This is a genomic window from Psychromonas saccharinae, from assembly GCF_051201515.1.
Lineage (GTDB): Bacteria > Pseudomonadota > Gammaproteobacteria > Enterobacterales > Psychromonadaceae > Psychromonas.
The window spans coordinates 87095-108192 of the sequence record NZ_CP195153.1; the positions used below are offsets into that span (position 1 = coordinate 87095).

The 21098-nt window shown below is 39.4% G+C and carries 23 protein-coding genes; 9 read left to right on the plus strand and 14 right to left on the minus strand.

All coding sequences use genetic code 11. The features are described from left to right. Positions 1–307: 307 nt before the first annotated feature. The 6 genes from uvrD to ACR30L_RS00415 all read right to left on the minus strand — a co-directional run bounded on the left by uvrD (position 308) and on the right by ACR30L_RS00415 (position 7206). On the minus strand, positions 308–2479 hold the full coding sequence (gene uvrD, locus ACR30L_RS00390; protein WP_435236082.1) for a DNA helicase II: 2172 nt from the start codon (positions 2477–2479) through the stop codon (positions 308–310). Positions 2480–2496: 17 nt separating this feature from the next. After that, on the minus strand, positions 2497–3222 hold the full coding sequence (locus tag ACR30L_RS00395; RefSeq protein ID WP_435236083.1) for an HAD-IA family hydrolase: 726 nt from the start codon (positions 3220–3222) through the stop codon (positions 2497–2499). Positions 3223–3243: 21 nt separating this feature from the next. Further along, on the minus strand, positions 3244–4143 hold the full coding sequence (gene xerC / locus ACR30L_RS00400; protein ID WP_435236084.1) for a tyrosine recombinase XerC: 900 nt from the start codon (positions 4141–4143) through the stop codon (positions 3244–3246). Positions 4144–4226: 83 nt separating this feature from the next. After that, positions 4227–5054: a diaminopimelate epimerase gene (gene dapF, locus ACR30L_RS00405; RefSeq protein WP_435236085.1), complete on the minus strand. Its 828-nt coding sequence runs from the start codon at positions 5052–5054 to the stop codon at positions 4227–4229. An 80-nt stretch (positions 5055–5134) separates the two neighbouring features. Next, positions 5135–6397 carry a diaminopimelate decarboxylase gene (gene lysA / locus ACR30L_RS00410; RefSeq protein ID WP_435236086.1) on the minus strand — a complete coding sequence of 421 codons (1263 nt, stop codon included), beginning with the start codon at positions 6395–6397 and terminating at the stop codon, positions 5135–5137. Between the two features lie 50 nt (positions 6398–6447). Beyond that, positions 6448–7206 (minus strand): SPOR domain-containing protein, encoded by a 759-nt coding sequence (locus tag ACR30L_RS00415; RefSeq protein ID WP_435236087.1) that lies wholly within the window; start codon positions 7204–7206, stop codon positions 6448–6450. Between the two features lie 215 nt (positions 7207–7421). On the opposite strand from ACR30L_RS00415, the gene cyaY reads away from it, so the two are divergent. The 3 genes from cyaY (at position 7422) to coaD (ending at position 8860) form a co-directional block, all read left to right on the plus strand. Then, a complete protein-coding gene (gene cyaY, locus ACR30L_RS00420) occupies positions 7422–7736 on the plus strand; it encodes an iron donor protein CyaY (protein WP_435236088.1) in 315 nt (104 codons plus the stop codon). 413 nt (positions 7737–8149) lie between these two features. Then, positions 8150–8383: a hypothetical protein gene (locus tag ACR30L_RS00425; RefSeq protein ID WP_435236089.1), complete on the plus strand. Its 234-nt coding sequence runs from the start codon at positions 8150–8152 to the stop codon at positions 8381–8383. Then, complete coding sequence (coaD, locus tag ACR30L_RS00430; RefSeq protein ID WP_435236090.1) at positions 8384–8860, plus strand: pantetheine-phosphate adenylyltransferase; 477 nt, start codon at positions 8384–8386, stop codon at positions 8858–8860. 26 nt (positions 8861–8886) lie between these two features. On the opposite strand, the gene ACR30L_RS00435 is transcribed toward coaD, so the two are convergent. Then, entirely contained in the window at positions 8887–10371 is a 1485-nt protein-coding gene (locus tag ACR30L_RS00435) for a PLP-dependent aminotransferase family protein (protein ID WP_435236091.1), read from the minus strand. A gap of 169 nt (positions 10372–10540) precedes the next feature. On the opposite strand from ACR30L_RS00435, the gene ACR30L_RS00440 reads away from it, so the two are divergent. From ACR30L_RS00440 to cobU, 3 genes are all read left to right on the plus strand, one after another. After that, positions 10541–11911: an aspartate aminotransferase family protein gene (locus ACR30L_RS00440; RefSeq protein WP_435236092.1), complete on the plus strand. Its 1371-nt coding sequence runs from the start codon at positions 10541–10543 to the stop codon at positions 11909–11911. Between the two features lie 150 nt (positions 11912–12061). Then, positions 12062–13093 carry a threonine-phosphate decarboxylase CobD gene (cobD, locus tag ACR30L_RS00445; protein WP_435236093.1) on the plus strand — a complete coding sequence of 344 codons (1032 nt, stop codon included), beginning with the start codon at positions 12062–12064 and terminating at the stop codon, positions 13091–13093. Next, positions 13094–13612 (plus strand): bifunctional adenosylcobinamide kinase/adenosylcobinamide-phosphate guanylyltransferase, encoded by a 519-nt coding sequence (cobU, locus tag ACR30L_RS00450; protein WP_435236094.1) that lies wholly within the window; start codon positions 13094–13096, stop codon positions 13610–13612. It begins immediately after the preceding gene. A gap of 12 nt (positions 13613–13624) precedes the next feature. Here the strand turns inward: cobU and ACR30L_RS00455 are convergent, their stop codons facing one another. The 7 genes from ACR30L_RS00455 to radC form a co-directional block, all read right to left on the minus strand. Continuing rightward, complete coding sequence (locus ACR30L_RS00455) at positions 13625–15010, minus strand: cobyric acid synthase (RefSeq protein WP_435236095.1); 1386 nt, start codon at positions 15008–15010, stop codon at positions 13625–13627. Positions 15011–15122: 112 nt separating this feature from the next. Continuing rightward, positions 15123–15770, minus strand: a complete 648-nt coding sequence (locus tag ACR30L_RS00460) for a LysE family translocator (protein ID WP_435236096.1) — start codon at positions 15768–15770, stop codon at positions 15123–15125. A 61-nt stretch (positions 15771–15831) separates the two neighbouring features. After that, on the minus strand, positions 15832–16644 hold the full coding sequence (gene mutM, locus ACR30L_RS00465; RefSeq protein ID WP_435236097.1) for a bifunctional DNA-formamidopyrimidine glycosylase/DNA-(apurinic or apyrimidinic site) lyase: 813 nt from the start codon (positions 16642–16644) through the stop codon (positions 15832–15834). A 144-nt stretch (positions 16645–16788) separates the two neighbouring features. Then, positions 16789–17238, minus strand: coding sequence for a hypothetical protein (locus ACR30L_RS00470; RefSeq protein ID WP_435236098.1), 450 nt, complete (start codon positions 17236–17238; stop codon positions 16789–16791). Positions 17239–17303: 65 nt separating this feature from the next. After that, a complete protein-coding gene (rpmG, locus tag ACR30L_RS00475) occupies positions 17304–17459 on the minus strand; it encodes a 50S ribosomal protein L33 (RefSeq protein ID WP_435236099.1) in 156 nt (51 codons plus the stop codon). A 12-nt stretch (positions 17460–17471) separates the two neighbouring features. Further along, entirely contained in the window at positions 17472–17708 is a 237-nt protein-coding gene (gene rpmB / locus ACR30L_RS00480) for a 50S ribosomal protein L28 (protein WP_435236100.1), read from the minus strand. A 135-nt stretch (positions 17709–17843) separates the two neighbouring features. Beyond that, complete coding sequence (radC, locus tag ACR30L_RS00485) at positions 17844–18521, minus strand: RadC family protein (RefSeq protein ID WP_435236101.1); 678 nt, start codon at positions 18519–18521, stop codon at positions 17844–17846. 202 nt (positions 18522–18723) lie between these two features. Here radC and coaBC point away from each other — a divergent pair, with 202 nt between their 5' ends. The 3 genes from coaBC (at position 18724) to slmA (ending at position 21097) form a co-directional block, all read left to right on the plus strand. Then, the gene (coaBC, locus tag ACR30L_RS00490) at positions 18724–19938 is read left to right on the plus strand and encodes a bifunctional phosphopantothenoylcysteine decarboxylase/phosphopantothenate--cysteine ligase CoaBC (RefSeq protein ID WP_435236102.1); all 1215 of its coding nucleotides are present in this window, start codon (positions 18724–18726) and stop codon (positions 19936–19938) included. A 71-nt stretch (positions 19939–20009) separates the two neighbouring features. Continuing rightward, positions 20010–20465 (plus strand): dUTP diphosphatase, encoded by a 456-nt coding sequence (gene dut / locus ACR30L_RS00495; RefSeq protein WP_435236103.1) that lies wholly within the window; start codon positions 20010–20012, stop codon positions 20463–20465. 26 nt (positions 20466–20491) lie between these two features. Beyond that, complete coding sequence (gene slmA, locus ACR30L_RS00500) at positions 20492–21097, plus strand: nucleoid occlusion factor SlmA (RefSeq protein WP_435236104.1); 606 nt, start codon at positions 20492–20494, stop codon at positions 21095–21097. The last annotated feature ends 1 nt before the right edge of the window (position 21098 follow it).

Here is a 21098-nt window from a genome sequence, read left to right on the forward strand (position 1 = left end):
TTTAAGAATAATTATAGGTGATATTTATCATGTACGTTAACGCAAGTTGTGCATGCACAAAATGACTATTATGTTAAATCACTATTTTTTGTGATGTAAATATACAGTTAATCATTCAATACAAGTGAAACTGTTAAAAACAGTGTTTATAAAATCGAAAGTAGCCTAAAAACTTACATTTCATTTAATAAAAATAGAGTCTGTTCTAGTCGGTTTAAGTTGGTATTCTCATTTGATGGCTTTATTAGGTTGAGATCCCTAAAAATCGATGTTTATGATTTTCCATAAAACCATAAACATATCAGAATTACATCGCTTCGAGTTTTGCATAGGCGGTCATTAACCATTTACTACCGGCTTCTTTAAAATGAACCTGCAGTCGGCTATTTTCACCTTCACCTTCTTGAGCAATGATCACACCCATTCCAAATTTGGCATGCTTGACACCTTGGCCAAGTCGGAACCCTTGAATGTCTTGGCTGATGCCGAGTGAGGTCGGTTTTTTCGGAGCGGGTGATTGGGCGCGACTAACCTGTGTTTTTAGGCGAATGTATTCAATATCTTGTTCAGGCAGTTCGCTAATAAAACGAGAGGGCGCATGGAATTTCTCTTGTCCGTATAAACGACGACTTTCTGCATGACTGATGGTGAGTTTTTGCATTGCTCGGGTCATTGCTACATAACAAAGACGGCGTTCTTCCGCTAGGCGAGTTTCATCGTCTGCGGATTGTTGTCCTGGGAACATGCCTTCTTCAACGCCGACCATAAATACCTGTGGAAACTCGAGTCCTTTAGCGGCATGCATGGTCATTAGTTGTACTGCATCTTCAAATTCGTCGGCTTGATTATCACCAGACTCTAGCGCTGCATAGGCTAAAAAGGCGGTGAGCTCATCCATTTCTTCCTCTTCTTCAGGAACTTTGAATGCCTGAGCTGCTGAAACAAGCTCTTGTAAGTTTTCTATTCGAGTTTGGGATTTTTCACCTTTTTCATTTTCATACATTGCCTGTAAACCAGAGTGGCTATTAATATGATCCACGATTTGAAAAAGTGGGAGCTCTGAGGTTTCGCTAGCAAAACGATTAATCAATTCAATAAACCCGACTAATGAACTTTTGGCACCTGCACTTAATTTTTTCTGTTCGATTAAATATAGGCTTGCTTGCCACATCGTATAACCTTGCTCGCGGGCACAAAAACGAATTTTATCGAGGGTTGTATTACCAATCTTACGTTTAGGTTTATTTACAATACGTTCGAATGCAGCATCGTCCTGATGGTTATTCATTAAACGTAAATAGGCGACGCTGTCTTTGATTTCTAAGCGGTCGAAGAATCGCTGCCCTCCGTAAATATGATAAGGGATTTGATTGGCGGTTAACTCGGTTTCAAACAGTCGGGATTGGGCATTGCTTCGGTATAAAATCGCGCAATCAGATAGTTGATTACCGTGATTTTTCCATGTTTGTAATTGCGAGGTGATATAACGCGTTTCGTCGTAATCATTAAAGGCGCTATAAATGGAAATGGGCTCGCCATCTTCACCGCTAGTCCATAATTCTTTGCCTAAACGATCGCTGTTGTTTTTAATGACTTGGTTTGATGCGTTGAGAATATGCCCTGTAGAGCGGTAATTCTGCTCTAAACAAACGGTCACGGGATTGTTTTTTTCTTTTAGGAAACGTTGAATATTTTCAATGTCAGCACCACGCCAACCATAGATGGACTGATCATCATCGCCGACGATGGTTAAGAAATTTCCATTATCGGTTAATAGATTTAGCCATGCATATTGCAGTTTGTTGGTATCTTGGAACTCGTCTACTAACACATGACGGAAACGTTGTTGGTAGTGTAATAATAGAGCGGGGTTATTGAGGAGCAATTCGTGAGCGCGTAATAATAACTCTGCAAAATCGACTAATCCTGCTAATTGACAGGCAGCTTCATAGGCTTGATAAACCTGTAATCGTTGTTTTTCCTGCATGCTGTAGCCGGGATCGATATGAGCGGCGCGTAGACCTTCATCTTTTTTATCATTGATATACCACTGTAATTCTTTTGCTGGGTAGTATTTTTCATCGAGATGCAGGGTTTTGATAATCCGCTTAATCATCTTTTGTTGATCGTCACTGTCAATAATCTGAAACTGTTCAGGCAGGTCAGCTTCTTTGTAATGCAAACGCAATAGACGGTGGGCGATGCCGTGGAAAGTACCAATCCACATTGAGCCAATATGTTGTGGGCAGATATCGGCAATACGGCTACGCATTTCTTTAGCGGCTTTATTGGTAAAGGTAACCGCAAGGATCCCGTACGTTGGAATATTCTCTACCTGCATTAACCAGGCGATACGATGGGTTAGCACACGTGTTTTACCACTGCCTGCGCCTGCAAGCACAAGCATATTCTGTTCAGGGGCAGAAACAGCTGCGCGCTGGTGGTCGTTTAGTCCATCGATTAAGTAAGAAACATCCATAAAAAGTACCTGTGTTTTTATTCAGTTGTTGGTAATTGTAGCAGTTTGTATAAATTTTCTAAATGATTGATTTCAACTGCGGGTAATAAACTCGCAGCGGTTAATGCTTTTTTATCGGGGTTAAACCAAACTGCTTGTGCACCATTATTTTGGGCGCCATACACATCGGTTATCAAATGGTCGCCGACGTGTAAAATGTCCGATACTTCAATATTTAAACGCCTTGCAGCTTCGATAAATAAGTCGCCAGCAGGTTTAGCCTTTAGCCCATCGCCAGCTTTTAATACAAACTCAAATTTATCATCGAGTTGGATTTGGAATTCATCGACATTACCATTTGTGATGGCGATGATTGGATAATGCTCACGTAGTTTTTTGAGCAATAGCATACTTGATTCGGGTACCTTAAAATCGCTACGTAGTCGTAGAAACTCAGCCAATGCTTGTTTTCCGTATTCAATCGCCTTGTATTCAGGAATACCGTAAATAGTCATAATACGGGTTAACGTTTGTTGTCGGGCACGTGATACATCGCTTTTTAATTCAGGATAATTTTTCAGTTCGAGATTTTTGTAAAGTAACCATTGTTTACTGGTTAATTCAGCAAGTGCCGGAAAGCGCGTATTAAGATAGGTCATAAACGATTGCTCGGCTCGTTTAATAACGGGGTGGTTATCGTACAAGGTATCATCAAGATCGAAACTGATCGCTTTAATGGGCTTGAGTGGTCGATAATACTTCATAGAAAAACTCCAGTATTTAGCTTATTTTTTACGTTTCGCACGAGGGTGGGCTTTATCGTAGACTTCTGATAAATGCTGAAAATCCAAGTGAGTATAAATTTGCGTTGTTGCGAGATCAGCATGACCAAGTAAGGTTTGCACTGCGCGTAAGTTACCACTGGATTCTAGCATGTGGGTTGCAAAGGAATGACGTAACTTGTGTGGGTTGATATGACTTGGTAATGATTGTTTTAATCCCCATTTTTCCATTCTATCTTGTACATTACGCACTGATATTCTATTTTTTTGTTTCGATACAAATAGGGCTTGCTCACCGGGAACACAAAATTCAGGGCGAATTTTAAGCCAGAGTGTAATCGCTGTGACTGCGCTTTCTGTGATGGGTAATAAACGTTGTTTACTGCCTTTACCGGTTACCATTAGCTCCATCGATGAGAGTTTGATATCTTTTAAGTTAATGCCAACTAACTCGCTAAGCCTTAATCCTGAAGAGTACATCAATTCCATCATGGATTGATCGCGAATACTAAGTGGGTCATTCTCATCAATATCGAGTAGTTGAAACATTTCATCGACGGATAAGTTTTTAGGTAAAGGTTTATCGAGTTTCGGAGCAGCGATCCCCTTTGCAGGATTGCTGGTGATGTATTCATATTGTACAAGGTAACTTAAAAAGGAACGCAAAGCAGATAGCTTGGTCGCGATAGAACGCGCTTTAATGCCTTTTTGATGGAGCTCTTTGACCATAAAACGAACGGTCTGACTGTCTAAGTCGACCCAATCGATGATCTGCTTTTTGCTTAGTAAATCAATAAATTCAGTTAAATTACGCTGATAGTTTTTAACGGTAACAGGGCTTAAACCACGCTGACTGCTGATATGATTAAGGTATTGATCGATAAGTGGCTGTAGTGAACTCATAGTGTATGTCTGCCAAATAAAAAAGTGTAATTACCGTTTATTAATAAACAATAATTACACTTATTGTAGCAATATTAAGAAAGTTATATTTGAATTTGTCCGTCAAATACAAATTCTGCCGATCCTGACATTCTAACGCTTTGTCCTGGTTGCCAAAAGAAACGCAATTCTCCACCGGGTAGTTTGATTCGACAGTGGGTATCGAGTTTACCTTGAATTTGACCAACAACTGCAGCAGCACAGGCGCCTGTACCGCAAGCAAGTGTTTCACCTACACCACGTTCCCAAACACGTAGGCGTGCAAAATCTCGACTTTGTATTTCTAAAAATCCGACATTTACTTTATTGGGAAAGCGTTCATGGTTCTCTAGTAATGGCCCGAGTGTTTCGACCGGCGCGGTATCAACATCATCAACCAAAACAACACAATGCGGATTGCCCATGGAAACTGCACCACAAATAACGGTGTGGTCTTCAACGCGCAGGATATAGGTTTTTTCTTCTTTCTTAGCCACAAAAGGAATTTTCGCGGGATCTAAAATCGGTTTACCCATATCAACAATAATATTGCCATCTTGCTCTATTTTAAGTTGAATTTTTCCCTTCGCGGTACTGACATTGATCACCCGTTTTGTGGTTAATCCTTTTAATTTAACAAAGCGAGCAAAACAGCGAGCACCATTGCCACATTGTTCAACTTCACTGCCGTCAGCATTAAAAATACGATAGTGAAAATCGAGTTCAGGATCGTAGGGGGCTTCAACCATTAGTAATTGGTCAAAGCCAATGCCAAAGTTACGATCGGCCAAACGGCGGATCGCGTCCTTAGACAGAAACACATTTTGCGTGACGTTATCAATAACCATAAAGTCATTACCTAAGCCATGCATTTTTGAAAATTGAATATTCATTACTTCTCGCTGTTAAATACCTATTAGAGTGAAATTATTGACGATAACAGCCTCGTTTTAGTTATCGTCATTGTGCACATTTACGGTAAAACGTGCTCACCACGCCATAGATCACGATGTTCTTCACGTTCGCGAACAACGAAGGCTTTTTTACCATCAACCATTATTTCTGCTGGGCGACAACGTGAATTGTAGTTAGAGCTCATGGTCGCGCCGTAAGCACCTGCGCTACGAACAAGTAAGTAGTCACCTTCAGCAATGCTTAATTCTCGTTGTTTTCCTAGGAAGTCACCTGTTTCACAAATTGGGCCTACGATATCGTAGACACGTGATGGACGCTCGACCGATGAGTTAAGGTTTTGATCAACGGGAATAATGTTTTGCCAAGCGCTGTATAAAGCCGGACGAATAAGATCGTTCATGGCAGCGTCAACAATCGCAAAGTTTTTATATTCATTGAGTTTTAAGAATTCAACTTTAGTTACCAATGCACCTGCATTCGCCATGATTGCACGACCCGGTTCAAAGATAAGCTTAAGTTTACGATCACCCATTTTGTTGATAATCGCTTTCATGTATTCCGCTGGTTCTGGTGGTGTTTCGCTATCGTAAGGTACACCTAAACCACCACCTAAATCGAGGTGTGAAATAGTAATACCTTGTTCACTAAGATGATCAATTAATGCCAATAGCTTGTCTAATGCTTCAAGAAAGGGAGACAATTCGGTCAATTGTGAACCGATATGACAATCGACCCCTTTAATTTCTAAATGTTCAAGTGAACTGGCGAGTTGATAAACTTCTAACGCACTATCAATATCGATACCAAATTTATTTTCTTTTAAACCCGTTGAAATATAAGGGTGTGTACCTGCATCTATATTCGGGTTAATACGAATTGAGATTGGCGCTTTCATTTCTAGACTGCCCGCAACGAAGTTAATACGTTGTAGTTCAGAAGTGGATTCAACATTAAAGCAGTAAATACCAGCTTGTAATGCAGTAGAAATTTCAACTTCGGTTTTTCCAACTCCGGAGAAAACCACTTTTTTAGGATCGCCACCGGCTTGAATCACACGCAGTAATTCGCCTACGGAAACAATATCAAAACCAGATCCTAAACGTGCCATTAGGTTTAATACACCGAGATTCGAATTTGCTTTGACGGCATAACAAATCAGATGAGGGTGATCTCCTGCTGCTTGGTTAAAGGCATTCCAATGACGTTCAATGGTTGCACGTGAATAGATATAAGCTGGTGTCCCCGCTTTTTCGATGATTTTTTCAATCGGTAGTCCTTCAGCAAAAAGACGACCATCATTTTGATAATTAAAGTGATCCAATGTTTAATCCCTTATATTTTGATTAGCGGTAGATACAGTTAAATTCGTTTTTATTTGTACTTCACAAGTAGTTCTTGGTGAATAAGTTGAAAGCTTTTAACCCAAGTTTCCATATTGGCAAAAGTACCCGGTAAGGACTTACTTGCCATCTTAGCAGATTCACGGCTAGTGTATTGTCCAAAAAGTATGATATATCGAGGTAAATTGTTGTATTCAGTTGCGTAAATAGAAATATCTGGCTGTGGTAAGTTATGAATGCGAATAAAGTTATTTAATGTTTCATTGGAATCTAATGCGGCTAATTGAAGCGCGAATTGTGTTGCGGGAACGGCGAGCAATTTTGATGCGGGTGTAAAAATAGTATTTTGGCTTAAGCTATCTTGAGTCGTTGGCTCATTGATTGCCGCTTGTTGTACGTATGTCGGTGTTGCTCCCGTATTTATAACCGCTGTACCTGTTGATACCGCCTGATTACCCATTGCTAATGCATCATTTGCATTAGACATTGCAGTTGTTTGTGATGCTGTTACATTGGTAGATAGCGTTTTATTCGCAGTGGTCATCGCATCATTTGTATTGGATATTGCACTTGTTGGTACTGTCGTTGTACCTGCAGACACAGTTTGTTCGCCGATAATCACGGTCTCATCGCTGACTGAGGGGGTATTAGTCAAGGGAACTTGTTCAGTTTCTACTGTTGCTGCAATCTGTTTACTATTTTCAGATTGATATAATGGCCCTTTCATTCCACAACCCGCTAATATACTCGAGAAAAGAAATGTAACGGTCAATAATTTGATGTTTTTCATATTTCACCTTAGTTTATAAATTAATAGTGATAATAATAACATGTTGTAACTATGTTAATGTAAATGTTGTGTTTATGGTGTGAGTTCGAAGATTAGAAAAAGGCACATTATAGGGCTTTCCGACTTGTATCTTGTAAGTATCACTAGCATATACATTTGTAATTAGTTTAAGTATATAATCTCATTTCATTGTTCAAAAGCAAAGGGCAACCAACATGAATGATAGTGAATTCCAACAATTAGCTGATCTTCTTTATCAAAATATCGAGGATAAGATTGAAGAATCGGGGGCAGATGTCGATTATGATCAAAATGGTGGGTTATTAACCTTGGAATTCAATGATCGCAGTAAATTCATTATTAACCGTCAGCAACCATTGCATCAAATCTGGTTAGCAACGCATGAAAATGGTCACCATTATGATTATAAGAATGAACAATGGATTGATGATCGAAGTGGTAATGAATTTTTAACGTTTTTGTCTGCGGCGATTCTAAAACATGCGAAGGAAGAGGTGGTTTTTAATTAACCACCATTTGGGGTTTATTTTGAAAGAAGCATTCTATATTTGCTAATAACGTAATAACTGATTCCGATGCTACTTAATATTGGCAACATCCAGCTATGATAGTCGCTGTATCCTTGGATTAATAAATCGAACAAGGTAAAAGATGTGATAGTTAAAAAGGTACTTTTTAATATTTCGCTAATGAGTGATGGACTGTGATTCATAACAATTATCTCCCCTAGGTTTATATAATAAAAGTAAATATAGTCTAATAATTATATAAATAAAAGTATTTCCAATGAAAAAAATACGTGTTTGTTTAGGAATCAATAAGTTAAAAAATTTGCTCAAGATTAAAAATTATCGTTAATTATGCTGTTTTTATTTTTTAATTAATGGTACAAACCAGTCGCTGTTATTAAATGGAGTTTGTTATGTTTAAATTGTTTTTTGTTTACCCGTTTATTGCTTTTATCGTATTTTGGCTTGCCAGTGATGTTAACGTTGGTGCGTCGGTTTATACTTTTAAGGACAATTACCTTGCGCTTGAATTTCCTAAAAAACAATTCCGTCCAGATGATCACCCTGAGCCTTATTACACGTTTTATTGGAATGCGACGTCAACAGAAGCAGAGTTAGAAAAAATTAAAGATGCAGTGGTAGAGTAAATGAAGACAGTTGTTTTCCCTGGTTCATTTGATCCGGTTACAAATGGCCATCTTGATCTATTAACTCGTGCAAGTCGATTGGCTGAGCGTGTTGTTGTTGCTGTGGCGGTTAATACGAGCAAGAATCCCATTTTTAATTTACAAGAACGTTGTGATTTACTCGAAAAAGCAACACAAGATATTCCTGGTATTGAAGTGATACCATTTTCGGGGTTACTTGCTGAGTTTGCCGTTGAGCAACAAGCCGATGCTTTAGTTCGCGGTGTACGGGGTGCTATCGATGCTGATTATGAATTGCGTCTCGCGCAGGTTAATAAATCGCTAAATCCTCTTTTAGATACCATCTTACTTGCAGCAAGTCCGGAAACGGGATTTATTTCTTCGACCGTTGTCAAAGAGACGTTTAAACACGGTGGAGATATTAGTTCTTTTGCACCAGAGTGTGTGAAGGCAGCATTGCTGAATAAGCTGCGTTAATTATCTTTATCAAATCAGCAAGTAACTTATGTTTTATGTGAGGCTTGCTGTAAATCATTGAGCAGTTTACCTAATATCGCTAACCCCATTAAAATTTTATCTGTATTGATAGCTGAAAAACCTAATCGAATATAGTTTTTTGGGGCATCCTCTTTTAAAAATAAGCTGTCTCCTGATTCAATTAAGATTCCCTTTGCGGCAGCTGCTTTTAATAATAAATCACTGTTTACCTCCTTCGGTAAACCTATCCAGAAACAGAAACTACCCGGTGTTGCATTTATTTCACATTGGTTTAAATGTTGTTTAAGTCCTTGTTTCATCAATAGCCATTTTGCTTCGTAGGATTGGCGCATACGACGGACATGACTGTCGTAGAATCCCTGGCCGATAAAGAGTGCAATAATACGTTGATTATTGGCAGGGGGATGTCGGTAATGTAGGTTACGCAATTGTCGTAATTCTTTAATCAGTTTTTTATCTGCAACAAGATAACCAATGCGAACACCCGGTGAAAGTGATTTGGATAAACTGCCTAAATAGATAACACGACCATGTTGATCGAAACTTTTTAGTGCAGGTAAGGGTTTTTCAATAAAGTTAACTTCGCTTTCGTAATCATCTTCAATAACGACAAAGTTATCCGTTCTAGCTTGCTCTAGTAGCGCCTTACGACGTGCCACCGACATGGTGACCGTGGTGGGGTATTGATGGCTAGGGGTGACACAAACATACTGACAATCTTTAAGTTGCTGACCAACTTGGATGCCTTCTGAATCCAGATTAAGCGGTTTTACTTGGCTATGGCATAGCGAAATAATATGTCTTAAATCAGCATGGCCAGGTTCTTCAACGCCAAAGGTAATATGTTTTCCCGCCAATAAATTAGCAATTAAAAATAGTGAGTTTTGTGTGCCAAGCGTAATAAGAATTTCATCTTCCTGTGCGACTATGCCGCGTTTTGATAAAATTTGTTGTCGAATTTGGGTGACGAGTTCGGGATCGTCAATATTAATAAAGCCTTCTACCCATTCGTGTACCTTGCCGCGACTTTCGGCAATTCGTGAGCATTCACGCCATTGGTAGACGGGAAATTCCTTGGCATCGATTTGCCCATAAATAAACGGGTAGGGATATTTTATCCAATCTTTATCTTTATTAAGTGAGGTAAATTGGCTGGGGTGTTTTTGTAAGCGTTTGTCCCAATTGGGAGTCTGGGAGTTGGTTAATAGATCGCTCGGTTGTGTGGATAAACTGGGTTCAAGGAGTAAGTCAGGATGTATAAAAACCCCGCTGCGCTCTCGTGAAATAAGATAACCCTCGTCGACAAGGCTTTCATAGACCAAAATGATGGTGTTTCTTGATACGCCAATCAGTTCCGCGAGTTTACGGCTTGAGGGCAAGGCTTTATCGCCAAAAGCTTGCTGTTTAATTAGATTAACTAATTTTTCTCTGATTTGTTGCTGATAACTGCTGTTGTTATGTAATTCAATATTTAATAAAAAATCAGCCACGGCGGTACCTTCAGTAATAAGCGATTAATTCAGTATACCTATAAAAATAAAAACTAAAATAAGGCAATTATCTTGGATCTATTTTTTTAAATGGCTGGAACTAGGGAAAGGTTCATTGCTTCAGTTAATGTGTCTGCATAGCAAAAACAAGTCTTATTGGGAGAGAGTTATGCAAAGCAATGAATCATCAATGGCATCGACAATAGAAAAAGATCGTAATCATGTTTGGCATCATTTAGGGCAGCATAGTGTCTTAACCAAACAAGATCCTCTCGTTATGGTGAAGGGGGAAGGTTCCCGAGTTTGGGATGCAAAGGGCAATCGTTATTTAGATGCGTCTTCTGGCGGTGTTTGGTGTGTTAATGTTGGGTATGGGCGTGCAGAAATTGCCGATGCGATTCGTGATCAGGTGATGGAGTTAAACTTTTTTGCCAGTACTGCGGGCACGGCACCAGGTGCAGAGTTTGCTGAGAAATTATTACAAAAAATGCCGGGTATGAGTCGTGTTTATTATGCAAGTTCCGGTTCAGAAGCGAATGAAAAGGCTTTTAAAATAGTGCGCCAAATTGCGCATCAGAAGTATGGTGGTAAAAAACATAAAATATTATATCGTGAACGTGATTATCACGGTACAACTATTGCTGCTTTGAGTGCAACAGGTCAAGAAGAACGGCGTAAACATTACGGACCCTTTGCGCCTGGCTTTGTGGAGTTTCCTCATTGTTGTGAATACCGCAGCCAATTTGGTGACGTCGATAACTATGGCATATTAGCGGCTCAGGAACTTGAAAAAGTAATTTTGCGTGAAGGGCCTGAAACCGTTGGAGCCGTCGTGTTTGAACCTATTACAGCTGGTGGCGGGGTGATCACGCCACCTGAAGGTTATTGGCCTGCCGTTATGGAAATTTGTAAAAGGCACAATGTCTTAATTCATATAGATGAAGTCGTTTGTGGGATGGGACGCACGGGGAAATGGTTTGGTTATCAGCATTATGGTATTAAACCCGATATTGTTACTTTGGCGAAAGGTATTGCATCAAGTTATGCTCCCATTTCTTGTACCGTGACGACAGAAGAAATTTTTGATGAGTTTATTGCAGATAGTAGCGATAGAGATGCTTATTTTCGAGATGTCAGTACCTATGCCGGTTGCACGGTCGGGCCTGCTGCTGCACTTGCTAATTTGGAAATATTAGAGCGTGAAAACTTAGTAAAGAATAGTGCTGAAATGGGGGACTATTTATTTGCTGAATTAACCACATTAAAAGCGAAGCATGAGATTATTGGCGATGTCCGTGGTAAAGGGTTGATACTAGGAATTGAATTAGTCAGTGATCGACAAACAAAAGCACCGGTTGCTGAGCAAGTCGCGATAAAAGTCGCTGGGTTGTGTATGCAAAAAGGGTTAATAATCGGTAGAACTAACCGGTCTTTTGCTAAGTTTAACAATACATTGTGTTTGTGCCCTGTATTGACGATCACTAAAGAAGAGGCTGATTTTATTGTTGCGACATTAGATGAAGCTTTTAGTGAACTATAGTCCGCAATAGTGATCAACGATTAAAAAGCACACGCCCCTAACACAGTCCGATCAAATTTATTTGATCGGACTGTTCCTTATTTATGCCTGTATTGTACAAAATACGCGTCATGATAGTATTCAGTTATAAATAATATCAAGGGTTTAAAAATGGCGATGAGACATGGTGGAAATTTACTGCAAATGGCTGCTCATTATCAAAGTGATGTGCAGGATTGGGTTGATTTATCCACTGGAGTAAGTCCTTTTATTTATCCTATTGGTATGATCCCCGAATGCGTTTGGAATCAACTTCCGCAGGCTGACGACGGTTTAGAGCTCGCTGCCAAGCATTATTATCAAGCATCGGCTCAGCCTATTGCAGTTGCAGGATCTCAGGCTGCTATTATGGCTTTGCCGGGGGTATTAAATAAGCAATTAGGTCGATGTGGTACGGTGGCATTACCGCGTGTTGGTTATAAAGAGCATGAGCATGCATGGCGTCATTTTTGTCAGAATAATCAACAATGGTCGATTGTTTTTTATGATGATTTACCAACCCATGAGCAGATAATCCAATGCGATGTGGTATTGGTGATTAATCCGAATAATCCCAACGGTAATGTTTATTCTCGTGAACGCTTATTAACACTTCATTCAGAACTTCTTGCACATAAAGGAACGTTGATCGTCGACGAAGCTTTTGTTGATATGACGCCTAATAACTCGGTATTAAGTGCTTCAGTACAGTTAGCTAACTTAATTGTATTACGGTCTGTCGGTAAATTTTTTGGTTTAGCGGGGGCAAGAGTCGGGTTTGTTTTTGCAGAACCAATCATCTTAAATTTACTCGAAGAGGAGATTGGTCCTTGGGGCGTATCGGGGCCAAGTCGTTGGGCTGTTAAACAAGCGTTGTCTGATCACCAATGGCAACATAATAACCGTAAACGCATTAAGTCAGCATCGGACCGGTTAGATCGATTATTAACGCGTTATTTGCCGTTAAAAACCGTGGGAACGGCGCTATTTAAAACGGTTTATATTGAAAATGCGCCTGTTTTCCATGAATTACTTTGCCAAGCACAAATCTTAACTCGACTCTGTGATGAAAAAAATGCAATCCGTTTTGGTTTACCGGGTAATGAGGCACAATGGCAAAAGCTTGAAGCTGCACTGCATAAATTACAGAAAAAGGAGGGGTAGATGATTGAATTAGTACTTGGTGGGGCTCGATCAGGGAAAAGTCGTTATGCAGAAAGTGTTGCTAAAGTATCTAATAAACCGGTTATTTATATTGCCACCAGCGAAGTAAGAGATGATGAAATGGCGCAACGGGTGGCGATTCATCAATCACAAAGACCGACGGAATGGCAGGTGATTGAAGAACCCTTTGCGTTAGCTAATATGTTGCATTTACATAGTCATGTTGATAACTGTATTCTTGTTGATTGTTTAACCCTGTGGCTCAGTAATTGTTTATTTGGGCAGACTCAAACGCCTTGGGAGGATTATAAACAACAATTATTATCTACCTTAAAGACATTACCTGGACAGGTTATTTTAGTGAGTAATGAAGTTGGTTGCGGTATTGTCCCGTTAGGTGAAATGAGTCGTCAATTTGTTGATCAAGCGGGGTGGTTGCATCAGGCTATCGCCGCGCAAGTGCCAAAAGTGACGTTGGTCACTGCGGGTATCCCAATGCATATTAAAGATATTTCATAAGGGGATGAAGCTTTATCCAAGTAGCGCTTGTTCAATTTTATTCATATCAATATGTTGATCTATATGTTCTGCATAGTCCCTAATTGATGAGGCTTTAAATTGTTTGAAGTTATAGCCTTGGTAATCCGGATTAATTGTTGAAAAAATAAGTTTTCTGATTTGGTCATTATCAAAAATACCGTGAATAAAGGTGCCATAAAGATTGGTGCTAATCATGCTTTTTTCCTGTGTCACACCATTGTGAATTTCATAGCCCTCGGCTTTGCAGTTAAATATGTGGTAGTGTCCTTTGCAGACTATTTTTTCCTTTGCGAAGGTGACATCGCCTTTTAATCGTGCAAAGCCTTTAGTAACTTCACAATCTGATTCTACTTTTTCTGGATCGTGTATATTTTCAAACATCATTTCATAGCCACCACAAATAGCGATGACTTTTTGCTGTTTTGATTGCAGTATCTCGCTAAAACCCCTTATTTTTAGCCAATTAAGATCATCGACTACCCGTTTGCTACCGGGGAGTACGATAATATTGCAGTTGGCAACATCACCTGCATTGGCAATAAAAGAAAGTTCAATTTCTTTATCGACGATAAGTGGTTCAAAGTCTGTAAAGTTACTGATATGAGGTAACTTTACAACACCAACTTTGAGTTTTGCATCTTTAGTCTCTTGTACGTAGTTCATAATCGATGCGCTGTCTTCAAAACCAAGATTAAAGGGTTTGAAGGGAATGACCCCGAGAACGGGAATGGTAAATCTTTCTTCGATGATCTTTACACCCTCATCAAAGAGCGACATATCCCCTTGGAATTTATTAACAATGACACCGATGACATTTTTTTTCAGTTTTTCTGGTAGTAAATGATATACACCGTAAATAGAGGCAAATACACCACCGCGCTCAATATCCGCAACTAATATAATTTTAGTATTAAACTCATCGGCAATGTAAATATTAGATAAATCCTTGTCCATTAAATTAAGTTCGACAGGACTACCTGCGCCTTCTGCAACGATACACTCATAATTTTTTTGTAAGGCTAAGAATGCCCGTTTAACGTGGGGTTTGAGTGTATCGATATCACGATAATAGCCCCAGACATCTTTATCTCCCATGCTTTTACCATTGATGATCATGTGTGCCTTCGACTTTCCACCGGACTTCAATAAAACAGGATTCATATGGGGGGTAGTTTTTAGACCAATCGCTTCTGCAGCGAAGTGTTGCGGTATTGCTATTTCTCCACCAATATCGGTAACTTGTGAATTATTGGATACATTTTGTGCTTTAAAAGGCGCAACGGAAATGCCTCTTGCATTCAATAAATAGGTAATCGCAAAAGAGATTGTTGATTTCCCTGCATCGCTACTGGTACCGAATATACTCAAGGAGTGCATTATTTTTTATCCTGTTTTTTTATTAGGGGAGATTGAATATAAAAGAATATGGGGAGCATCCAAAGTGACTCTTTTTCTCAAGGGGACAGTGTTATATCGAGTAATATTGTCATTATAGCTTTTTACTCATTCCCGTTGAGATTGCTAATGTGCTGCCAAGGATAATAAATAAACTGCCCACGGTACGATTAACTAATATCCTAGTTTTGGCCTGTGATAACCAAGGACTAATTTTGGCTCCTAGCCCTGCGTACATAAACATGGAAGTACAGTCGAGGATAAACCAAGTGCATGCAAGTACTATATATTGTTCCGTTTGTGGTAAAGCCGCATTCATAAAACTTGGAAATAATGCGATGAAAAAAATTAAATCCTTTGGATTACTAATACCTACCATAAAGCCTTTTCGGAGTAATGAGAAAAAGGAGTAATTAATAAAAGAAGAGCTATTCTCGGGTGTTATTTCAACTTTAATACTGCCTTCTTTCCACGTCGTCCAGCCTAAATAGATGAGATAAAATCCTCCGATCAGTTTGATTATAAAAAATAATTTTTCAGAGGCAATCAAAATAGCGCCAAGTCCCGCAGCTGAAATGGACATTAATACCAAAGCTGCTAACGCGCCACCAATAATGGTTGGAATGGTTTTCTTATTACCATATTTTAAACCGTCTGAAACACACAGCAAAGCGGAAGGTCCGGGACTAAAGATTAATATGCCAATGACACTGATATAAAGTAACCAAGTATTTAATTCCATAGCGTTCCCTTCATTTTAATTAAGGCTAGATTATGCGAAGGTTCAAACTCCTTCTTATTTTTTATTTCTGGCATTGTGGGCAATAAACCGTGGTTCTTGCTGCTAACTTAACGGTTTTTAATGCAGTTTCGCAATTCGGACATTCTTCACCTGCTTTACCGTAAACATGTAAAGTCTGTTGAAAGTAGCCGGGTTTCCCATCGCTACCCACAAAATCTTTAAGCGTTGTACCACCTTGTTTTATTGCTTGTGTCAGAATTTCTTTAATTGCTTCAACGAGTAATTGATATCGTTTTAGAGAAATATTGCCAGCGCTACGTGTTGGATTGATACCAACCATAAACAACGCCTCTGTTGCATAAATATTGCCGACACCGGTCACCACCTTCTGATCCATTATAAATTGCTTAACGGGGATTTTTCGCCCCTTTGCTAGGGTATATAAGTATCGACTATTGAATTTATCATCAAGTGGTTCCGGTCCGAGCTTATTTAACAGGGAAGATGATTCGGGATGTCGTCCAAGCCAGAGAATGGCACCAAAGCGGCGAGGGTCTGTAAAACGTAATAAACAATGAGTGAAAATAAAGTCGGCATGGTCATGCTTTTGTGGTGCAGAGTTTAATGGGCAAATACGTAAATTGCCGGACATGCCTAAGTGAATAAGCAGTGTTCCTGTTGAAAAATTAATGAGGATATATTTAGCACGTCGCTCAAGGGATATTACCTTTTCATTTTGTATGTGTGTCAGTAAATCCTGAGGAATAGGCCAGCGAAGTTTCGTGTGGCGAAGAATAACATCACAGACGGGTTGATTGATAATATGCGGAGTGATACCGCGTTTACTGGTTTCTACTTCGGGTAATTCAGGCATTTGATTCTATCACCATTGAGGATTCTTAGATTAGTTTATCAGTGATACTCGTTAGTCACCAAATCTATAACGAGTAATTTATGTCGTCAGTTTATTAAACATAAGTGTGTTCTAGTAAATAGCAGATCTATATTTATTTTGCTGTTATCGACCAAGCAATAGCGGCAGTTGATTCGCTTCTAACAATAGAGACATATCTGAATCTGTTTGTAGTAAGTAGTTTTCACCGTATTGATAAAGTTGAACGATGATCGGTTGATCTTGGTCGGCAATGTAAACCTGTATGGTATAAGGCGCTGCGTTTTCACTTACAGGGTCTTGTGTTGTGAGCTTTAAGTGTTGCCAATTGTCGACTACTGTATTGAGCTGCTGTTCCGATAACCCAAGTGTAGGCTCGCTTTGCCAACTGCGGCCAAGACGGGTGATTTGATAATCGGGTGTTTTGATTTCCACAATGGTAACACTTTCAGGAATAACTGAGCGCTGGTGGACTTTCGGTGAAAGGGTTAATTTTTGACTAAAGTTAAATACAAAGATAATTAATAAAACAGAAAAAATAAGTACGTTGTTCCAACCCTTGCGCGATAAGTGCATATTATTTTCCTTCAGGCATAAAAAAACCCAGTATAAACTGGGTTTTGCTTAAGGTTAAATCAGAATTACTTGATTTTGCCTTCTTTGTACACAACGTGCTTGCGTACTACAGGATCAAACTTTTTGATCTCAAATTTTTCAGGCATAGTCTTTTTATTTTTATCAGTAGTATAAAAATGGCCAGTACCAGCACTTGAATTTAAACGAATTTTATCACGCATTTTTTAAGCTCCTTAAACTTTTTCACCATTGGCACGGATATCAGCTAATACTGAATCAATACCTTTTTTATCGATGATACGCATACCTTTAGTAGTTAAACGTAGTTTTACAAAACGGTTTTCACTTTCTACCCAAAAACGGTGAGTTTGTAGGTTCGGTAAAAAACGACGTCGTGTGTGGTTCTTTGCGTGTGATACATTGTTACCAGTAGCTGGACGCTTACCTGTAACTTGACATACTCTAGACATGTCGAAATTCTCCAAAATAATTGTTTTACTCGAGCAAAATAGTCGAACACCTTTTTTAGCCGTCGCCAAAGGCGTCGAGGGCGCATTTTATACATGAATGCGTATCAAAGATCAACAAAAGTCTTAAAAATTGCCTTAAATCCACCCATTTTCAGCAAAAGATGTACATTTATCGTGCCCAATGATGAAATGGTCCAAAACGCGGACATCAATTAATTGCATCGCAGAAATGATTTTTTCGGTGATTTTTTTGTCTGCAATACTGGCCGTCGGATCGCCTGAAGGATGATTATGAACAAGAATAATTGCTGCTGCATTTTCGGCTAATACTTTTTGAGCAATTACTCTTGGATGAACCGTTGCACTATCAATGGAACCAAAGAAAAATTCATGGAAGCGGATCACTCGATGTTGTGTGTCTAATAATAGAGCGGCGAATACTTCATAGGGTAAATGATGCATTTTGGCACTTAAGAAGGCTTTTGTTTGAGAGGCACTCGTTAAAGCCTGGCCTTTTTTAAGCGGTTCTTGTAAGTAACGACGAGACATTTCAAGGACGGCTTGGAGTTGTACATATTTTGCTTCTCCTAATCCTTTCTTTTTACAAAATTGGGTTTGTGATGCTGCAAATAATGCGTGTAGAGAGCCAAACTCATGCATAAGTTGACGAGAAAGGGTGACAACATCAATACCTTTGCAACCCGTTCGTAAAAAAATAGCCAATAATTCACTATCTGATAAAGCATCGGGTCCATGCAATAACAGTTTTTCACGTGGTTTTTCTTGTGCTGGCCAATCTTTTAATACAGTCATAACGTCGCCATTTTGTTAACCATGAGTGAATAAATTTAGTCGATTATGTTAAATCCTGCTTGTGAGATTTCTTTATTGAGTTTTTTTAGTCTAAAAAGTTACTTATTTTGGGTAGGGCAAACATAACAAAGCGGCAATATTTTATGCTATATTCTGTGGCTCTTTTTTAAATTAAACCTGTCTGGTTCACTGAGAGTTTATTATGACTGTTAATCATGCTTTAACTGGGAAAAAGATATTATTGGGTATTTCCGGTGGTATTGCTGCTTATAAATGCGCCGAATTAACGCGTCGTTTAAAAGATCAAGGAGCAGAAGTCCGCATTGTGATGACTGCTGCCGCAAAGGAATTTATTACCCCCTTAACTATGCAGGCGGTCTCTGGCCATGAAGTTGCCGATAATCTATTGGACCCGAGTGCACAATCGAGCATGGGGCATATCGAACTTGGTAAGTGGGCTGATCTTGTATTGCTTGCACCAGCAACTGCCCATTTAATTGCGCGTTTACGGGCTGGATTTGGCGATGAGTTATTGACTACGTTGTGTCTTGCGACTACCGCTCCGATTGCGGTTTCTCCTGCGATGAATATGGAAATGTATCTCTCGCCAGCAACGCAGGAAAATATTAGTGTCTTAGCACAGCGTGGTACGTTGATTTGGGGGCCAGGAAAAGGACCACAGGCTTGTGGTGATATCGGTCCTGGTCGAATGCTTGAGCCCGATGATTTGGTCCAACGTGTGATTGCTTTCTTTAACCCAGAAAAAGCGATTTTTGAAGGGATTAATATTACGATTACTGCAGGACCAACCCAAGAAGCATTAGACCCCGTTCGTTATATCAGTAATCATAGCTCTGGAAAAATGGGCTTTTCATTAGCAGAAATGGCTCAGAAAATGGGCGCGAATGTCACTTTGATTAGCGGTCCCGTTAATTTACCGACTCCGACGAATGTTAATCGTATAAATATCAAAAGTGCTTTACAAATGCATGCTGCAAGCATCGACTCCTTAGCACATTGTGATATTTTTATTGCCTGTGCTGCTGTTGCTGATTATCGTGCTGAAGACATTGCTTCACATAAGATAAAAAAACAGAAAGAAATTGATGATTTAACGATTAAATTAGTTAAAAATCCCGATATTATTGCGGATGTCGCTAGCCATGCCAATCGCCCTTTTTGCGTAGGTTTTGCAGCAGAAACACAGGATGTTGAGCATTACGCAGCCGATAAGTTAAAACGGAAAAACTTAGATTTAATCGCTGCTAATAATGTTGCAATGGCAGGGCAAGGTTTTAATAGTGAGCAAAATGCATTAACGGTATTTTCTGCAAATCAACGCGTTGATATTTCTCTAGCAGATAAAAAAGTGGTTGCATTTCAGCTGCTTGAAATTATACGCCAGCATTATAAATAAACAGTTTTGGACGTTTATTTTCAGCATTGGCAATAGTAAATATATTTTTTTAGAAATCACGGATAATAATTATGAAACAAATAGCACTTAAAATTCTTGACCCACGTATTGGTAAAGAATTTCCTTTACCAGAACATGCAACTCCTGGATCTGCGGGGATGGACTTACGTGCGTGTATTGATCAACCTATGGTTATTGCACCAGGGGAAACGCAGTTAATTCCAACGGGGATTGCTATTCATATTGCCGATCCTAGTTTAGCGGCTACGATTTTACCGCGTTCAGGTTTAGGCCATAAGCACGGTATTGTTTTAGGGAATTTAGTTGGCTTAATTGATTCAGATTATCAGGGACCATTGATGGTCTCTTGTTGGAATCGCGGTACAGATGCTTTTACGCTGGAGCCTGGTGAGCGTTTGGCACAGTTAGTTTTTGTACCGGTTGTACAGGCAACCTTTGAAATTGTGGATAGTTTTGAAAATAGTGTAAGAGGTGAGGGTGGTTTTGGACACTCAGGGACGAATTAATTTTATTAACAAAGGAATAGTTAATTATGGTTACAAAAACGGTTAAAAAGAAAGTAAACCGCAAGGATGATATTTTACGGGCATTAGCGATAATGCTTGAGGGGAAGCCAGGGCAACGTATCACCACTGCAAGTTTAGCGGCTCAGGTTGGTGTTTCTGAGGCTGCATTATACCGCCACTTTCCGAGTAAGGCGCGTATGTTTGAAGGGTTAATTGATTTTATTGAGTCTGCTATTTTTACTCAAATCAACCTTATTAAAGAGCAGCAGAAACAAACATTACCTCGAATAGAGCATCTCTTATATTTTTTACTTGGTTTTGCTGAACAAAATCCTGGTTTAACACGTATTTTAATGGGCGATGCCTTATTGGGTGAAAATGAACGTTTACAAACGCGCATTAGTCATCTTTTTTCAAAGTTAGAATCTCAAATTAAACAGATTTTAAGAGAGCGTCCCATGCTCGGTGGCGAGAAGTTTAGTTATGACGAAGCGGTGCTTGCGAATCTTCTGCTTGCCTTTGCTGAGGGACGTATGAGTCAATTTGTACGTAGCCAATTCCAACAGAAACCAACGGATAACTTTAAGGCGCAATGGGCATTTTTTTATAATGAGCTTAATAAAGGAGTTTAAT

Excerpts from the sequence above, each read along its gene's own strand:
- rpmG (WP_435236099.1), bottom strand. The coding sequence starts at position 17,459 with ATGCGTGATAAAATTCGTTTAAATTCAAGTGCTGGTACTGGCCATTTT.
- ACR30L_RS00395 (WP_435236083.1), bottom strand. The coding sequence starts at position 3,222 with ATGAAGTATTATCGACCACTCAAGCCCATTAAAGCGATCAGTTTCGAT.
- ACR30L_RS00425 (WP_435236089.1), top strand. The coding sequence starts at position 8,150 with ATGTTTAAATTGTTTTTTGTTTACCCGTTTATTGCTTTTATCGTATTT.
- xerC (WP_435236084.1), bottom strand. The coding sequence starts at position 4,143 with ATGAGTTCACTACAGCCACTTATCGATCAATACCTTAATCATATCAGC.
- coaD (WP_435236090.1), top strand. The coding sequence starts at position 8,384 with ATGAAGACAGTTGTTTTCCCTGGTTCATTTGATCCGGTTACAAATGGC.
- ACR30L_RS00460 (WP_435236096.1), bottom strand. The coding sequence starts at position 15,770 with ATGGAATTAAATACTTGGTTACTTTATATCAGTGTCATTGGCATATTA.
- mutM (WP_435236097.1), bottom strand. The coding sequence starts at position 16,644 with ATGCCTGAATTACCCGAAGTAGAAACCAGTAAACGCGGTATCACTCCG.
- rpmB (WP_435236100.1), bottom strand. The coding sequence starts at position 17,708 with ATGTCTAGAGTATGTCAAGTTACAGGTAAGCGTCCAGCTACTGGTAAC.
- cyaY (WP_435236088.1), top strand. The coding sequence starts at position 7,422 with ATGAATGATAGTGAATTCCAACAATTAGCTGATCTTCTTTATCAAAAT.
- slmA (WP_435236104.1), top strand. The coding sequence starts at position 20,492 with ATGGTTACAAAAACGGTTAAAAAGAAAGTAAACCGCAAGGATGATATT.
- dapF (WP_435236085.1), bottom strand. The coding sequence starts at position 5,054 with ATGAATATTCAATTTTCAAAAATGCATGGCTTAGGTAATGACTTTATG.
- coaBC (WP_435236102.1), top strand. The coding sequence starts at position 18,724 with ATGACTGTTAATCATGCTTTAACTGGGAAAAAGATATTATTGGGTATT.
- ACR30L_RS00440 (WP_435236092.1), top strand. The coding sequence starts at position 10,541 with ATGCAAAGCAATGAATCATCAATGGCATCGACAATAGAAAAAGATCGT.
- ACR30L_RS00415 (WP_435236087.1), bottom strand. The coding sequence starts at position 7,206 with ATGAAAAACATCAAATTATTGACCGTTACATTTCTTTTCTCGAGTATA.
- ACR30L_RS00470 (WP_435236098.1), bottom strand. The coding sequence starts at position 17,238 with ATGCACTTATCGCGCAAGGGTTGGAACAACGTACTTATTTTTTCTGTT.
- dut (WP_435236103.1), top strand. The coding sequence starts at position 20,010 with ATGAAACAAATAGCACTTAAAATTCTTGACCCACGTATTGGTAAAGAA.
- cobD (WP_435236093.1), top strand. The coding sequence starts at position 12,062 with ATGGCGATGAGACATGGTGGAAATTTACTGCAAATGGCTGCTCATTAT.
- ACR30L_RS00455 (WP_435236095.1), bottom strand. The coding sequence starts at position 15,010 with ATGCACTCCTTGAGTATATTCGGTACCAGTAGCGATGCAGGGAAATCA.
- radC (WP_435236101.1), bottom strand. The coding sequence starts at position 18,521 with ATGACTGTATTAAAAGATTGGCCAGCACAAGAAAAACCACGTGAAAAA.
- cobU (WP_435236094.1), top strand. The coding sequence starts at position 13,094 with ATGATTGAATTAGTACTTGGTGGGGCTCGATCAGGGAAAAGTCGTTAT.
- uvrD (WP_435236082.1), bottom strand. The coding sequence starts at position 2,479 with ATGGATGTTTCTTACTTAATCGATGGACTAAACGACCACCAGCGCGCA.